Source organism: Amycolatopsis sp. NPDC058278, assembly GCF_042881395.1.
Taxonomy (GTDB): Bacteria; Actinomycetota; Actinomycetes; order Mycobacteriales; family Pseudonocardiaceae; genus Amycolatopsis.
Map to the genome: position 1 here is coordinate 101483 of NZ_JBHVXZ010000013.1, position 14542 is coordinate 116024.

Here is a 14542-nt window from a genome sequence, read left to right on the forward strand (position 1 = left end):
GGCTCAGGCGTCCGAGGAACGCTTCCACAGGTTGATGTCCGCGTCGGTCGCGTGGCCGTCGATCTCGGTCAGCTCCTCGGACGAGAACTCGAGGTTGCCGAGCGCGCCGACGTTGTCCTCGAGCTGCCGGACGCTGCTCGCGCCGATCAGCACCGATGTCACCCGGCTGTCGCGCAGGGCCCAGGCCAGGGCCAGCTGCGCCAGCGACTGCCCGCGGCGGCTCGCGATGCCGTCGAGCGCGCGGACCCGGCCCAGCCGGTCCTCGTCGAGGGTGTCCGGGTCGAGGGACTTGCCCTGCGCCGCGCGGGAGTCCGCCGGGACGCCCTTCAGGTACTTGTCCGTCAACAGGCCCTGCGCCAGCGGGGAGAACGCGATGCAGCCCGCGCCCGCCTCTTCGAGGGTGTCGAGGAGGCCGTCCTCCTCGATCCAGCGGTTGAGCATCGAGTACGACGGCTGGTGGATCAGCAGCGGCGTGCCGAGGTCCCGCAGGAGCCGCGCGGCCTCGGCCGTCCGTTCCGAGCTGTACGACGAAATCCCGACGTAGAGCGCCTTCCCGGCGCGGACGGCCGCGTCGAGCGCCCCGACGGTCTCCTCCAGCGGCGTCTCGGGGTCGAAGCGGTGGGAGTAGAAGATGTCGACGTAGTCCAGGCCCAGCCGGCCGAGCGACTGGTCCAAGGAGGACAGCAGGTATTTGCGGGAGCCCCACTCGCCGTACGGGCCGGGCCACATGTCGTAGCCGGCCTTGGTCGAGATCACCAGCTCGTCGCGGTAGGGCTTGAAGTCCGTGGCCAGCAGCCGGCCGAAGTTCTCCTCCGCCGAGCCGTAGGGCGGGCCGTAGTTGTTGGCCAGGTCGAAGTGCGTGATGCCCAGGTCGAAGGCGCGGCGGGTGATCGCGCGCTGGGTTTCCAGGCGCCGGTCGTGGCCGAAGTTGTGCCACAGCCCGAGCGAGATCGCGGGCAGTTTGAGCCCGGAACGCCCGCAGCGCCGGTAGGGGATCGAGTCGTATCGGCCGGAAGCGGCAACGTAGGTCACGCGGCCGATGCTAGCCCGCTCTTCCGGTACGCTCCGGGTGAGCGACCGCTTAGGAGGCACGTGGTGGGCACCGGATTCTTCACCTCCGTCGACGACGTGTCGGCCCGGCTGGCCGAGGCGGGCTACCTGGCGTCCACGGCCGTGGCGACCACCGTGTTCCTCGCCGACCGGCTCGGCAAGCCGCTGCTGGTCGAGGGCCCCGCCGGGGTCGGCAAGACGGAGCTCGCCAAGGCCGTCGCCCAGGTCAGCGGCTCACGGCTGGTGCGCCTGCAGTGCTACGAGGGCATCGACGAGGCCCGCGCGCTGTACGAGTGGAACCACGCGAAGCAGCTGCTGCGGATCACCGCCGGCCGCGACGAGACGTGGGAGGACGCCCGCACCGACATCTTCGGCGAGGAGTTCCTGCTGCGCCGCCCGCTGCTCACCGCGATCTCCTCGGACGAGCCGACCGTGCTGCTGATCGACGAGACCGACAAGGCCGACATGGAGGTCGAAGGCCTCCTGCTGGAGGTGCTCGGCGACTTCCAGGTCACCGTGCCCGAACTCGGCACGATCACCGCCACGCGCGCGCCGTTCGCCGTGCTGACGTCCAACGCCACGCGCGAGCTGTCCGAGGCGCTGCGCCGCCGGTGCCTGTTCCTGCACATCGACTTCCCGGACGAGGACCTCGAACGCGACATCGTCCGGCTCAAGGTCCCGGGGATCGACGCCGCCCTCGCCGATTCCGTCGTCCGGGTGATCGCCGCGCTGCGGGCGATGGACCTGCGCAAGCTCCCGTCGGTCGCGGAGACCATCGACTGGGCGCGCACCCTGCTCGCGCTCGGCGCTTCGACGCTGGACGAGCGGGTCGTGCGGGACAGCCTCGGCGTCGTGCTCAAGCACCAGGACGACATCGCCAAGGCCGGTGCCGGCCTGAAGCTCGAACAGGTCCTGGACGCGTCGTGACCGGCGGCGTGCCGGAGCGGCTCGCGGCATTCGTCAAGGCACTGCGCGCCCAGGGCATCCCGGCCGGCCCCGCCGAGACGGTCGACGCCGCCGCGGCGCTGGAGGTGCTCGGCTTCGACGACCGCGAGCTGGTCCGCGAGGGACTGGCCGCGGCGCTGGTCCGGCGCGGCGGGCAGCGCGCGGTCTTCGACGCCGCCTTCGACCTCTACTTCCCGGCGGGGATCGGCGCCCCTGAGCGGGCCCGTGAAGAGCAGCCGTCGACGCTGGAGGAACTGCGTGAAGAGCTGGCCGCCGCGCTCGCCGACGGCGATCGGCAGGCGTTGTCCCAGCTCGCCGGCCTCGCCGTCGACATGCTGGGCCAGTACGGCTCGGCGTCGGGCCCGGGCGGTGGCTTCTCCGCCCACCAGACCCTCGAGCGGCTCCAGCCGCAGACGCTGATCGCCCGGGTGCTGGCCGCGGTCCGCGGCGGCGGCGCGCGCGGCGAGTTCACCGACCGGCTCGACCGCGACGAGATCCGCCGCCGCGTCGAAGGCTTCCGCGGGCAGGTCCGCACGGAGGCGCGGCGCCGCGCGGCCGAGGTTCGCGGCCGCGAACGCGTCGCCAAGCACGCCATCGCCCCTTCACCCGACCGGGTCGACTTCCTCATCGCGAGCCGCACCCAGCTCGCGGAGCTGCGGCGCACCATCCAGCCGTTGTCCCGCAAGCTGGCGACGCGCCTGGCCGCCCGCCGCAAGCGGACCACGCGCGGGCAGATCGACCTGCGCCGCACGCTGCGCCGGTCGCTCTCGACCGGCGGCGTGCCGCTGCGCCCGGCCTACCGCCACCGGCGCCCCGGACGACCGGAAATCGTGCTGCTGTGCGACCTTTCCGGTTCTGTCGCGGGATTCGCGAACTTCACCATGCTGCTGGTGCAGGCGCTGCGCGACCAGTTCAGCAAGATCCGCGTGTTCGCCTTCGTCGACAGCACCGACGAGGTCACCCACCTGGTCACCACCGGCGCGGCCGACCCCGAGCACCTGGGCGCGCGCATGCTGGCCGAAGCGGCGCTGGTGCGCTGGGACGGCCACAGCGACTACGGCGGCTCGCTGCGCCAGTTCACCGAGAACTGGCTGGACGCGGTCGGCCCCCGGACGTCGGTGCTGATCCTCGGCGACGCCCGCACCAACGGCGGCGACCCCAACCTCGACGCCGTCCGCGAGATCAAGGCCCGCGCGCGGCACGTCCACTGGCTGAACCCCGAGCGCCGGTCGCTGTGGTCGACGGGGGACTCGGCGGCGCTGGAGTACGCCGAGGTCGTGGCGATGCACGAGTGCCGCACGGTGCACCAGCTCGGCACGCTGGTCACCCGCCTGCTGCCGGTGTGAGCCAGGCGTCGATGTCGCGCAGCATGGCCGTTTTGGTCGCTTCGGGCGCGAAGGACGCCGTGACGCTCGCGCGGGCGAAGTCCGCCATCGTGGTGTCGTTATAGCCGAACGCCCGTTGCACCCGGGCGTACTCCTCGGCCAGGCCGGCCCCGGTGACCGACGGGACGTCGGTGTTGAGCGTGACCGTCAGGCCCGCGTCGAGCAGGCGGGGGAGCGGGTGCTCGGGCAGCGACGGCACCAGCCCCAGCGTCACGTTCGACGACGGGCACACCTCCAGGGCCAGGCCGCGCTCACGCACTTCCGCGACCAGCGAGGGGTCGTCGAGGACGCGGATGCCGTGGCCGAGCCGTTCCGTGCGGCCCACTTCGAGGGCCTCGCGGATGCTGTCGGGCCCGGCGTCTTCGCCGGTGTGGTGCAGCAGGTGGATGCCGGCCGCGCGGGCCTTCTCGAAGAGCGTCGCGAACGGCCGGAGTGAGTGGTTTTCCTCGCCCGCCATGCCGATCGCGAAGACGTCGTCGTACTTCAGCGCGAGGTCGAGGGTGCGCTCGGCCCGCTCGACCGACCGGCGCCGGGAGTGGTCGAGCAGCAGCCGCCACGCCAGGTCCGTGCTCTGGGAGAGTCCTTTCAGGACAGAAGCCAGCGGCATTTCCGGGTCGCCCAGCCGTTCCCCGTGCGAGGCCGCGGTGAAGGTGATTTCGGCGTAGCGCGTGCCCTGGGCGGCTTCGTCCTCACAGTACTCGCGCGCGATGCGTTCGAAGTCTTCCGGACGCCGCAGGCAGGACCGGATCAGCGCGTTGTGGTCGGCGAAGGCGCGGAAGCCGTCGAAGACGGGGGGCTCGCCCGGGACGTCGACCCCGTTCGCCTCGCCCAGCTCGCGGAGCGTGGCGGGCCGGATCGTGCTCTCCAGGTGGACGTGCAGGTGGGCCTTCGGCAGGGCGGCCAGGTCGCGCATGATCGCGAGCCTAGGGCCGCGCGGCGCCCGTCCGCGCGGCAATTTCCGCCGCGCCGAGCGTGATCGAACCCGTAACTCGCGTGATGGAACCCGTAACTCGCGTGATGGAACCCGTAACTCGCGTGATGGAACCCGGATCCGGCGAGTTACGGTCCTGATCACGCGAGTTCCGGCTCTGATCACGCGAGTTGCGGTCCTGATCACGTGAAGTCCGGCTCTGATCACGCGGGTTTCCGGGGCCGGCCGCGGCGGGCCCAGGTTTTGGCCCTCGTCACACGGGGAACCTCCGGGTGGTTCGTCCGCGTTGTCAGGATGACCGCAACCGACGAGGGAGGGCCACCGTGCCTCTGATGAAGAAGCTGACCATGCTGGCCGGCGCCGCCGGGGCGGCCCGCGCGTACGCCAAGAAGAACCCCGAAAAGGTGAACCAGGCCGTCGGCAAGGCCGCGAAGTTCGTCGACGACAAGACCAAGGGCAAGTACCACCAGCAGATCGCCGGCGCGGTCCGCAAGGTCAACTCGGTGACCGGGCAGCCGGGCCACCCGGGGCCCGCCGGCCGGTAGTCATTCGGCGGTCAGGACCTCCAGGAGTCCCTCGCCGTACTTGGCGAGCTTGTTCTCCCCGACGCCGCTGACCGTGCCCAGATCCGCGAGCGACGCCGGTCGTTGCGTGGCGATCTGGCGCAGGGTCGCGTCGTGGAAGACGACGTAGGCGGGCACGCCCTGTTCCTTCGCGACGCCGGCCCGCCAAGCCCGCAGGCGTTCGAACAGCGGGGCCGCCTCCGCGGGCATTTCCACCGCGGCGGCGGTCTTCCGCGACGTACGGACCTTCGCGGCGGCCGCCCGCTCGGGTTCGCGGCGCAGCAGCACCTGGCGATCGCCGCCCAGCACCTCCGCGCTCGTCTCGGTGAGCACGAGCGAGCCGTAGTCGCCTTCGACGGCGAGCAGGCCCTGGGCGAGCAGCTGCCGCACCACCGCCCGCCACTCCGGCTCGCGCAGCTCGGTGCCGATGCCGAACGTCTTGAGCGTGTCGTGCTGGAACTGCGTGACCTTGGGCGTGGACTTGCCGAGCAGGATGTCGATGACCTGGCCGGCGCCGAATTTCTGGCGCCGCTCGTTGCGCAGCCGCACGACGGTCGACAGCAGTTTCTGCGCCGGGATCGTGCCGTCCCACTTCTCCGGCGGGTTCAGGCACGTGTCGCAGTTGCCGCAGGGGCCGGCCTGCTGCCCGAAGTAGTTGAGGATCTGCACGCGGCGGCACTCGACCGTCTCGCACAACGCGAGCATCGCGTTCAGGTGCGCGCCCAGCCGCCGCCGGTGTGCCTCGTCACCCTCGGACGTGTCGATCATCTTGCGCTGCTGGACGACGTCCTGCAGCCCGTACGCGAGCCAGGCGGTCGACGGCAGCCCGTCACGCCCGGCGCGGCCGGTCTCCTGGTAGTAGCCCTCGACCGACTTGGGCAGGTCGAGGTGCGCGACGAACCGGACGTCCGGTTTGTCGATGCCCATCCCGAACGCGATCGTCGCGACCACGATCAGCCCGTCCTCGCGCAGGAACCGCGACTGGTGCTTCGCGCGGGTGCGCGCGTCGAGCCCCGCGTGGTAGGGCACCGCCGGAATCCCGTTCTGCACCAGGAGCTCCGCGGTCTTCTCCACCGAGTTCCGGGACAGGCAGTAGACGATTCCCGCGTCACCGGCGTGCTCGGTGCGCAGCAGCTCCAGCAGCTGCCGCTGCGGCGAGTTCTTGCCGACGATCCGGTACTGGATGTTCGGCCGGTCGAAGCTCGCGACGAAGTGCCGCGCCTCGCCGAGGTTCAGCCGGGCGGCGATCTCCTGGTGCGTGGCCTCGGTCGCGGTGGCGGTCAGCGCGATCCGCGGCACGTCCGGCCACCGCTCGTGCAGCGCCGAGAGCTGGAGGTAGTCGGGCCGGAAGTCGTGGCCCCACTGGGCGACGCAGTGCGCTTCGTCGATCGCGAACAGCGAGATCTTGCCGCGGTCGAGCAGCCGCACGGTGGATTCGACCGAAAGCCGTTCCGGCGCCAGGTAGAGCAGGTCGAGCTCGCCGTTCAGGAACGCCGTCTCCACCTCCTGCCGCGCCGCGTAGTCCTGGGTGGAGTTGAGGAAACCGGCGCGGACACCGGCGTTGCGCAGCGCGTCGACCTGGTCCTGCATCAGCGCGATCAGCGGCGAGACCACCACACCCACGCCGGGCCGCACGAGCGCGGGAATCTGGTAGCACAACGACTTCCCGCCGCCGGTGGGCATCAGCACGAGCGCGTCACCGCCGGCGATCACGTGCTCGACGATCGCCGCCTGTTCGCCGCGGAAGCTGTCGTAGCCGAACACGCGCCGGAGGGTCTCCAGCGCGTCGGACGCGGGTGCGAGGTCGGTCTCTGCCACCCGCCCGACTATAGAGCGGGGGTCCGACAGTTCCGGCCCGCCCCGCCGCGGGGTGCGAGAATGGGCGCGTGCAGTACTGGCCGGTTCCCGATCTCTCCGCGTATTTCGCCGGCGTCTGGCGCCTCGACCGGGAAATCCGCACCGCGGACGGCGACCCGGCGGGCGAGGTGACCGGGACGGCCACCTTCACCGAGGTCGACGGCGTCCTCGTCTACCACGAGGAGGGCCGGCTCCGGCTCGGCGACCACACCGGACCGGTCACCCGGACCCTGCACTACCGCCCGGCAGGTCCCGGCCGCGCGTCGGTCCACTTCGACCACGGCGGCTTCTTCCACGACCTCGACCTGCGCGAAGGCCACTGGACGGCGGACCACCCCTGCCGAGCCGACCTTTACCGCGGCGAGTACCGCGTGACCGGCGCCGCGCGGTGGCGGCAGGAGTGGGCCGTGCGCGGGCCGGCGAAGGACCACGTCATCGTCAGCCGGTTCACCCGTTAGACGATGCCGCCGTTCGCGCGCAGCACCTGGCCGTTCACCCAGCGCGCCGGGCCGGCGAGGAACGCGACGACCTCGGCGATGTCCTCCGGCTGCCCGAGCCGCTCGAGCGGCGGCTGCTTGGCCATCCGGGCGATGGTCTCTTCGTCCTTGCCGTCGAGGAACAGCGCGGTCGCGGTCGGGCCGGGCGCGACCGTGTTCACGGTGATGTCGCGGCCGCGCAGCTCGCGGGCCAGGATCATGGTGATCGCCTCGACCGCGCCCTTCGTCGCGTTGTAGACGCCGTAGCCGGGCAGGTTCAGCCCGAGCACCGACGTCGAGGTGGTGATCACCGCGCCGCCGTCGCGCACCCGCCGCGCGGCCTGCTGGGCCACCGCGAACGTGCCGCGGATGTTGGTGCGGTGCACGCGGTCGAGGACGTCGAAGTCGGTGTCGGCGATCGGCGTCGGCGGGTTCATCACGCCGGCCAGGTGGGCGACGACGTCCACGCCGCCGTACGTGCGTTCCGCGGTGTCGAACAGCTCCGCGACCGCGGCCGGGTCGGCCACGTCGGCGCGGACCGCGATCGCCCGGCCACCGCGCGCGCCGATGGCCTCGACGGTGGCCGTGGCCTCCTTCTCGTTGCCCGCGTAGTTGACGACGACCGCCATGCCGTCGGCGGCCAGGCGCTCGGCGACCTGGCGGCCGATGCCGCGGGAGCCGCCGGTGACGATCGCGACGCGGGACTCGGTGGGGGTGCTCATCGGTTCCTTCTTTCCGGTCCGGGCGGCATCGGTGGCCGCCGGTTCACTCGAACTGTTATCAACGATACCACAATACTGGTAACGCTGCTAGCTACGCTGTGTCATCACCGTCACCTTCCCCGTGCGGGGCGGGGGCATCCGGCCGTATCTGCGCCGCCGGACGGCCGAATCCCGAGGTCGGGAGCCCCGTGCCCGTTTTCGGCCGAGGTAATCAGGGAACACCGGACGCACGGGGGCTTGACATTCCTTGAAGGAGTTTGAGCGATGCCCACATGGCTGATCGTCTTGATCGTCGTCGTGGCCGTCGCGGTGCTCGGCGCCGTGATCTGGCTGGTGACGCAAGAAATGCAACGAAAACGACTGCAGCAGCGGTTCGGTCCCGAGTACGACCGCACGGTCGCGGAGAAGGACAGCCCCCGGGCCGCGCAGCGGGAGCTCGCCGAGCGGGAACGCCGGCACAAGGAGCTCGACATCCGGCCGCTTTCGGCGTCGGCGCGCGAGCGCTACGCCCGGGAATGGGCGCAGGTACAGGAAAAGTTCGTCGACCAGCCGTCCGCCGCGGTCGCCGAGGCCGACCAGGTCCTGAACTCGCTGATGGCCGAACGCGGGTACCCGACCGAGGGCTACGAGCAGCAGGTGGCCGACCTTTCCGTGCGGCACGCCAAGACCCTCGAGAACTACCGGGCCGCGCACGCCACGCAGCAGAAGCGTGACGGAGCGTCCACTGAGGACCTGCGGGACGCGATGGTGCGCTACCGCACCGTGTTCGAGGACCTGCTGACCGACGGCGCCGACGACGACGAGCGGCACGACCACCACGACCGCCGGAACGGGCACGACCACAGCGGGCACGACCGCACCGAACAGCACGCGACCGAGCGTCGCGACACCGAAGAGCGCGCGACCGAACGTCGCGACACCGGCCGTGACGACACCGAACGCCACGAGACCGACCGTCACGAGACCGAGCGCCAGGCGTCCGCGAACCCGCGGACCGAGTGGAATGGAGGACGTTGACCATGACCGAGCACCTGACGCGGCACGACGCCGAGGACGACCGGGACCTGACGGGGCGTGAGGACGTGCACGAGACCGGCGGCTACTCCGGTGACAGCACCACCGATGTCCCCGACCAGGACCGGGCCGACTTCCGCGAACCGGACACCGCCGACGACGACCAGAACCTGAGCACCGCCGACCTGGCTTCGGCCGGGCGGCACGACGCCGACGACACCAGCACCTCCTACGGCTCGGGCGGGGACGTGGAAGCTCCCGCCGGATCGGGCGGGGACGTGGAGACGCCCGCCGAATCGGGCGGGGACATAGAGACGCCCGCCGCGTCGGGTGGCGACGTGGAGACGCCCGCCGGCTCGGACGGCGACGTGGAGACGCCGGAGCTGATCGACGAGGACAAGATCACCGGGTTCCGGGACCGCTGGCAGAACGTCCAGGTCGGCTTCGTCGACGACCCGAAGCAGGCGGTGCGGCAGGCCGACGAGCTCGTCGCCGCCGTGATCAGCGCGCTGGCCACCACCTTCGCCGAGCACAAGAGCGACCTGGAAGCCCAGTGGCAGCAGGGCGAACCGGCCACCGAGGAGCTGCGGATCGCGCTGCGCCGCTACCGCTCGTTCTTCGACCAGCTGCTGCCGCGGTAGCGGGCGCCGTTTGCCGGCGGGCATGATCGGGTAGCACTGCCGGGAAACGTGGCAGCAACGGGAGGCAGCCGGATGAACGTGGCCGATCTGCTCGTCGAGGGGTTCAGCCGGGTCCAGGGCACGGTGCACGCGGCGGTGGGGGGACTCACCGCCGCGCAGCTCGGGACCCGGCCGGACGACGAGGCCAACTCGATCGCCTGGCTGGTGTGGCACCTGAGCCGGGTCCAGGACGACCACGTCGCCGACGTCGCCGGGACGGAGCAGGTGTGGACCGGCCAAGACTGGCTCGCCCGGTTCGGCCTCCCGTTCCCGGCCGGTGACACCGGCTACGGCCACCGCCCGGCCGACGTCGAGGCGGTCCGTGTCGACGAACCGGAGCTGCTCACCGGCTACTACGACGCCGTGCACGAGCAGACCGTCCGGTTCGTCACCGGCCTCGGCGAGCCGGACCTCGACCGGATCGTCGACGAGGCCTGGGACCCGCCGGTGTCGCTGGGCGTGCGCCTGATCAGCGTCCTCGACGACGACATCCAGCACGCCGGGCAGGCGATGTACGTCCGCGGCCTGCTGGAGCGTCAGTCTTCGTAGCCGTCCCCGCGGTGGTCGGCGAGGCGCTGCGGCCCCGGGCCGTCGGCGCCGAGCCGGTCGCCGGGGTTGGCGAGCCGGCACTTGGCCAGTGACATGCAGCCGCAGCCGATGCAGTCGTCCAGCTGGTCGCGCAGCTGTTCCAGCTGCCGGATCCGCGCGGTGAGGTCGTCCTGCCAGCAGCGGGAGATCCGGGCCCAGTCGGTGCGGGTGGGCGTGCGGTCGTCGGACAGCAGGCCGAGCACTTCGCGGATCTTCGACAGCGGCATGCCGACCCGCTGGGACATCCGGATGAACGTCACCCGCCGCAGCGTGTCCCGGCGGTAGCGCCGCTGGTTTCCCGCGGTGCGGCGGCTGCGGATGAGGCCTTCGTCTTCGTAGAACCGCAGAGCCGACGCGGGCACCCCGCTGCGCCGGGAGAGTTCGCCGACCGTCAGGTCGGGCAGCGTCCGGGTCGTGGCGTTCACCATGGTCGACACCCAACCACAGTGACACGCTTGACTTCAAGTGAACTTGAAGTCCCACCCTGGTGCGGAGAGCAGCAATGCCTACGTGTCAAGGAGGAAGTGTGTCGGAAGCGCCGATCCGGGTCGCGGTGATCGTGGGAAGTGTCCGGGAAGGACGGTTCGGGCCGGTGGTGGCGGACTGGCTCGCCGGCGTCGCGGAGGCGCACGGCGGCTTCCAAGTCGACGTCGTCGACCTCGCCGAACCCGAGCTCCCGCTCGTGATGCCGGCCTTCGGCGCCGCGCCGTCCGCGACGGTCGTCGCCGAAGTCGCGAAGGTGGCTCCGCGGCTCGAAGCCGCCGACGCCTTCGTCGTCGTCACCCCGGAGTACAACCACAGCTACCCCGCTTCGCTCAAGAACGCCATCGACTGGCACCGGCCCGAGTGGCGGGCCAAGCCGGTCGCTTTCGTGTCCTACGGCGGGATTTCGGGCGGGCTGCGCGCGGTCGAGCACCTGCGGGCGGTCTTCGCCGAGCTGCACGCGGTGACCATCCGCGAGACGGTCAGCTTCCACGGCGCCCAGGCGCGGTTCGGGGACGACGGCGTGCCGAACGACGCCGCGGCGGGCGTCGCGGCGAAGGCGATGCTCGACCAGCTGGGCTGGTGGGCCCGGTCGCTGACCGAGGCCCGCGCGGCGCGGCCCTACCCCGGCTGACGCTTTGGCGGCATGTCGACATCGGCGCTCACCCCTGGCACGTCTGGTACGGCAGCAGGATGTCCGGGCCGGCGACGGCGACGGTGCCGTTGGCCGCGTACCCGCCTTGGGCCGCCAGGGCCGCGAACGCGGTGCAGACCAGCTGGTTGATCCCGGCGCCGGTGATCGGCCGCAGCGGGAACGGGACGGTGATCGTCGTCGGCGGGCCGGGGGTCGAGGTGATCGCGCCGGAGCGGCGGGGGAGGGCCGTCGTGTAGCCGCCGGCCAGCTCGTCGGCGGACGGTCCGTCCATCAGCATCGTCAGCGCGGACTCGACGCCCGCCGCCCCGGCCGAGGGCCGTGCCACCGGGGTCACCCGGTCGTCGAGGACGAAGTAGAGGATCAGCTCGGTGCCGCGGCCCTCGCTCGCCGGGTCCCGCAGGGTCGGCGCCGGGCCCGCCGCGAGCACCGGCGTCGGCTTGATCCCGCACGCGCTCACCAGCAGCAGCGCCGCGAGGACGACGAGTTTCTTCACCAGGCCTCCCGGGGCAGGCGGAGCTCGAACCGGGCGCCGGTACCGGTGTTGGCCGCGACGATGTCGCCGCCGTGCAGCCGCGCGTTCTCCCGCGCGATGGACAGCCCGAGGCCGCTGCCCTCGGACCGGGCGCGGGCGGAATCGGCCTTGGTGAAGCGGTCGAAAACCTTCGGCAGCACTTCGGCGGGGATCCCCGGCCCGTGATCGGTGACGGTCAGCACGAGGTCACCGCGCTCCTTCCGCAGCGCCACCTCGACCGGCGGCGCGCCGTGCCGCAGCGCGTTGCCGACCAGGTTCGCCACGACGATGTCGAGCCGCCGCCGGTCGAGGTCCGCGGTGACCCCCGGCGGCAGGTCGGTGACCAGGTCCGGCCCGGGTACCCAGCCCCGGGCAGCGAGGGTGTCGGTGATCGCCGCGGCGACGTCCAGCTCCTCCCGGCGCAGCTCCGCCCGCCCGGCGTCGAACCGGGAGATCTCGATCAGGTCCTGCACCAGCCGGGTCAGCCGCCGCGTCTCGGCCGACACCAGCCGCGCCGCGACCGCGGTGTCCGGCGGCAGCTGCTCCGCGTCCTCGTCGAGGACGTCGGTGACCGCGTTCATCGCCGCCAGCGGGGTTCGCAGCTCGTGGGAAACGTCGGCGACGAACCGCCGCGCGTCGGCCTCCATCGCGCGCAGGGTGCCCACCGTGCGCTCCAGCTCCGCGGCGGTGTGGTTGAACGTCGTGACCAGCTGCGCGAGCTCGTCGGACCCCTTGGCGCGCAGCCGCACGTCCAGCCGGCCGCGGCCGAGCTGGCTCGCCGCGGTGTTCAGCGCGCGCACCGGCCGCAGCACCTGCCGGGCCGCGAGCAGCGCGACCCCGACCGCGAGCGGCAGGACGAGCGCGGAGACCAGAAAGGTGTTGCGGGCCAGTTCGTCGATCGCCTCCTGCTGGTCGGTCAGCCGCGTCATCGCGTAGACCTCGAGGCCGCTCGGCCGGCCGCTGCCGGTCTGCACCGGGACACCGACGAAGAACAGCGGGAAGCCCTGGACGTCGATGCGCTGGAACTGGATGGTGGTGGTGGTGGCCACGGCGTGGCGCAGGTCGCCCGGCACGTCGTCGATCGACAGGCCCGAAGTCGAGTGCAGGTCCCGGTAGACGACGAGGGCGTTGCTGGACTCGAGTGCCGTCGCGAAGGCGTCGAGCGTGCCTTGCGAGGGTGGCAGCGACAACGTGGGCAGGTACGCGACGATCTGGTCGCGCAGCTTCAGCATCGTCTGGTCCTGGACGCCCTCCAGGATGGCCCGGCGCGCGAAGACGTAACTCACGCCCGCCGCGGTGGTGGCGCCGAGGATCATGATCACCGCGAAGGCGGCCACCAGCCGGGGCCGCAGCCCGGCGAGCCACGACCGGATCCGCGGTGCCGTCACGACCGGCCGAACCGGTAGCCGAACCCCCGGACCGTCTGCACGTGCTCCGGTTTCGCCGGCACGTCCTCGATCTTCGCGCGCAGCCGTTGCACGCAGGCGTCGACGAGCCGGGAGTCCCCGAGGTAGTCGTGGTCCCACACGGCGGAGAGGATCTGCTGGCGGCTGTACACCTGCCCGGGCGTGCGCGAGAGCTCCAGCAGCAGCTTCAGCTCGGTGGGGGTCAGCGACACCGGCGCGCCGCGCTTGGTCACCTCGAGCGCGGCCCGGTCGATCACCAGGTCGCCGTGCCGTTCTTCGGCCGCCGCCGGCCCGTCCTGCCGTTCGACGGCCGCCCGGCGCAGGACCGCCCGGATCCGCGCGTCCAGCACCCGCGGCTCGACCGGCTTGGCGACGTAGTCGTCCGCGCCCGCTTCGAGCCCGGCCACGACGTCGAAGTCGTCGCTGCGCGCGGTGAGCATGATGATCGGGACCGGGCCGGCCGCGCGCATCCGGCGGCAGGTCTCGAAGCCGTCCATGCCGGGCAGCATCAGGTCGAGCACCACGAGGTCGGGCCGGTGCCGCACGAGCACGTCGATGCCGAGCTCGCCCGATTCCGCGGTGTGCACCACGTGCCCCTGCCTGCGCAGGGCCAGCTGCAGCCCCTCCCGCACCGCCGCGTCGTCCTCTACCACCAGTACCTCGGCCACGGCGCCATTATTCGGAAAAGCGCACGTCATGGCGACCCGGGCGGATCTTGTAGCGAAACCATGACATGGCGTTGACGGGATCCCGAAAAGCGCGTTCCAGACTCGGGGACATGGCAGTGATCCTCACCGACGCACCCTCCGCGACCCGGCCGCCCCGCCCCGCGCTCGTGACCCGAGCCGCGTCCCGCACGGCGGTCCTGGCGGCGGGCGCGGCCGGGTTCGCCCTCGCGTTCGTCGCGGCCTACCTGCTGTTCGTCCGCACGGAGGCCGGCCGCGGCGTCGAGAACGGCGTCGTCCGCAGTGCCCAGTCGGCCGGAACCACGGTGGACTGGGCGGCCCCGCTGCGGGAGGCCGACCTGGTGGTGGTGCTCGGCGGGGTGGCGGTCCTGATCGTGGCGATCGCCGTGGTGCGGAGACGGCTGGCCCTCGGCGTGATGGCGCTGGTGCTGCTGGCCGCGCCGCTGGTGGTGGCGCAACTGCTCAAGCTGTACGTCCTGGACCGCCCGAGCACCGGCGACCGCTTCGGCGTGGCGAGCCACAACAGCTTCCCGAGCGGGCACGTCAGCGCGGCGATGGCCGTGCTGGTGGCGCTCGCGATCGTCCTGCCC

At 72.0% G+C, this 14542-nt stretch carries 16 protein-coding genes and 1 pseudogene; 9 read left to right on the forward strand and 8 right to left on the reverse strand.

Annotation, left to right across the window (positions count from 1 at the left end; all coding sequences use genetic code 11):
* Nucleotides 1-3: 3 nt before the first annotated feature.
* On the reverse strand, nucleotides 4-1032 hold the full coding sequence (mgrA, locus tag ACFVYA_RS09390) for an L-glyceraldehyde 3-phosphate reductase (RefSeq protein WP_387044015.1): 1029 nt from the start codon (nucleotides 1030-1032) through the stop codon (nucleotides 4-6).
* A 63-nt stretch (nucleotides 1033-1095) separates the two neighbouring features.
* Here mgrA and ACFVYA_RS09395 point away from each other — a divergent pair, with 63 nt between their 5' ends.
* Entirely contained in the window at nucleotides 1096-1977 is an 882-nt protein-coding gene (locus ACFVYA_RS09395) for a MoxR family ATPase (RefSeq protein ID WP_285990254.1), read from the forward strand.
* Entirely contained in the window at nucleotides 1974-3341 is a 1368-nt protein-coding gene (locus ACFVYA_RS09400) for a VWA domain-containing protein (protein WP_387044018.1), read from the forward strand. The genes ACFVYA_RS09395 and ACFVYA_RS09400 overlap by 4 nt, the downstream gene beginning before the upstream one ends.
* Here ACFVYA_RS09400 and add read toward each other — a convergent pair.
* Nucleotides 3319-4293 (reverse strand): adenosine deaminase, encoded by a 975-nt coding sequence (gene add, locus ACFVYA_RS09405; RefSeq protein WP_387044020.1) that lies wholly within the window; start codon nucleotides 4291-4293, stop codon nucleotides 3319-3321. The genes ACFVYA_RS09400 and add overlap by 23 nt on opposite strands.
* 341 nt (nucleotides 4294-4634) lie before the next feature.
* Here add and ACFVYA_RS09410 point away from each other — a divergent pair, with 341 nt between their 5' ends.
* Nucleotides 4635-4856 (forward strand): antitoxin, encoded by a 222-nt coding sequence (locus ACFVYA_RS09410; protein WP_387044022.1) that lies wholly within the window; start codon nucleotides 4635-4637, stop codon nucleotides 4854-4856.
* Here ACFVYA_RS09410 and recQ read toward each other — a convergent pair whose 3' ends face one another.
* The gene (gene recQ, locus ACFVYA_RS09415) at nucleotides 4857-6692 is read right to left on the reverse strand and encodes a DNA helicase RecQ (RefSeq protein ID WP_387044023.1); all 1836 of its coding nucleotides are present in this window, start codon (nucleotides 6690-6692) and stop codon (nucleotides 4857-4859) included.
* Between the two features lie 68 nt (nucleotides 6693-6760).
* On the opposite strand from recQ, the gene ACFVYA_RS09420 reads away from it, so the two are divergent.
* Nucleotides 6761-7189 (forward strand): DUF6314 family protein, encoded by a 429-nt coding sequence (locus tag ACFVYA_RS09420; protein ID WP_387044025.1) that lies wholly within the window; start codon nucleotides 6761-6763, stop codon nucleotides 7187-7189.
* Here ACFVYA_RS09420 and ACFVYA_RS09425 read toward each other — a convergent pair.
* Nucleotides 7186-7929: an SDR family oxidoreductase gene (locus tag ACFVYA_RS09425; RefSeq protein ID WP_285990261.1), complete on the reverse strand. Its 744-nt coding sequence runs from the start codon at nucleotides 7927-7929 to the stop codon at nucleotides 7186-7188. The two genes, ACFVYA_RS09420 and ACFVYA_RS09425, sit on opposite strands and share 4 nt — an antisense overlap.
* Nucleotides 7930-8193: 264 nt before the next feature.
* Between ACFVYA_RS09425 and ACFVYA_RS09430 the strand changes: the two genes are divergently transcribed.
* The 3 genes from ACFVYA_RS09430 (at nucleotide 8194) to ACFVYA_RS09440 (ending at nucleotide 10172) form a co-directional block, all read left to right on the forward strand.
* A complete protein-coding gene (locus tag ACFVYA_RS09430; RefSeq protein WP_387044027.1) occupies nucleotides 8194-8946 on the forward strand; it encodes a hypothetical protein in 753 nt (250 codons plus the stop codon).
* 2 nt (nucleotides 8947-8948) lie between these two features.
* Entirely contained in the window at nucleotides 8949-9584 is a 636-nt protein-coding gene (locus ACFVYA_RS09435) for a hypothetical protein (RefSeq protein ID WP_387044029.1), read from the forward strand.
* 72 nt (nucleotides 9585-9656) lie between these two features.
* Complete coding sequence (locus ACFVYA_RS09440; RefSeq protein ID WP_387044031.1) at nucleotides 9657-10172, forward strand: DUF664 domain-containing protein; 516 nt, start codon at nucleotides 9657-9659, stop codon at nucleotides 10170-10172.
* Here ACFVYA_RS09440 and soxR read toward each other — a convergent pair.
* Nucleotides 10160-10639, reverse strand: coding sequence for a redox-sensitive transcriptional activator SoxR (gene soxR / locus ACFVYA_RS09445; protein WP_387044066.1), 480 nt, complete (start codon nucleotides 10637-10639; stop codon nucleotides 10160-10162). The genes ACFVYA_RS09440 and soxR overlap by 13 nt on opposite strands.
* A gap of 98 nt (nucleotides 10640-10737) precedes the next feature.
* On the opposite strand from soxR, the gene ACFVYA_RS09450 reads away from it, so the two are divergent.
* Nucleotides 10738-11328 (forward strand): NADPH-dependent FMN reductase, encoded by a 591-nt coding sequence (locus tag ACFVYA_RS09450; RefSeq protein WP_387044033.1) that lies wholly within the window; start codon nucleotides 10738-10740, stop codon nucleotides 11326-11328.
* Nucleotides 11329-11356: 28 nt separating this feature from the next.
* Here the strand turns inward: ACFVYA_RS09450 and ACFVYA_RS09455 are convergent, their stop codons facing one another.
* From ACFVYA_RS09455 to ACFVYA_RS09465, 3 genes are read right to left on the reverse strand one after another with little or no spacing between them, the layout of a single operon-like run.
* A complete protein-coding gene (locus tag ACFVYA_RS09455; protein ID WP_387044035.1) occupies nucleotides 11357-11842 on the reverse strand; it encodes a hypothetical protein in 486 nt (161 codons plus the stop codon).
* Nucleotides 11839-13248: an ATP-binding protein gene (locus tag ACFVYA_RS09460; protein WP_387044037.1), complete on the reverse strand. Its 1410-nt coding sequence runs from the start codon at nucleotides 13246-13248 to the stop codon at nucleotides 11839-11841. The genes ACFVYA_RS09455 and ACFVYA_RS09460 overlap by 4 nt, the downstream gene beginning before the upstream one ends.
* Nucleotides 13245-13934 carry a response regulator gene (locus ACFVYA_RS09465; RefSeq protein ID WP_387044038.1) on the reverse strand — a complete coding sequence of 230 codons (690 nt, stop codon included), beginning with the start codon at nucleotides 13932-13934 and terminating at the stop codon, nucleotides 13245-13247. Before ACFVYA_RS09465 ends, ACFVYA_RS09460 begins: the two co-directional genes overlap by 4 nt.
* A 116-nt stretch (nucleotides 13935-14050) precedes the next feature.
* Between ACFVYA_RS09465 and ACFVYA_RS09470 the strand changes: the two are divergent.
* Nucleotides 14051-14542: pseudogene (locus ACFVYA_RS09470) on the forward strand (phosphoesterase); the annotation flags it as partial.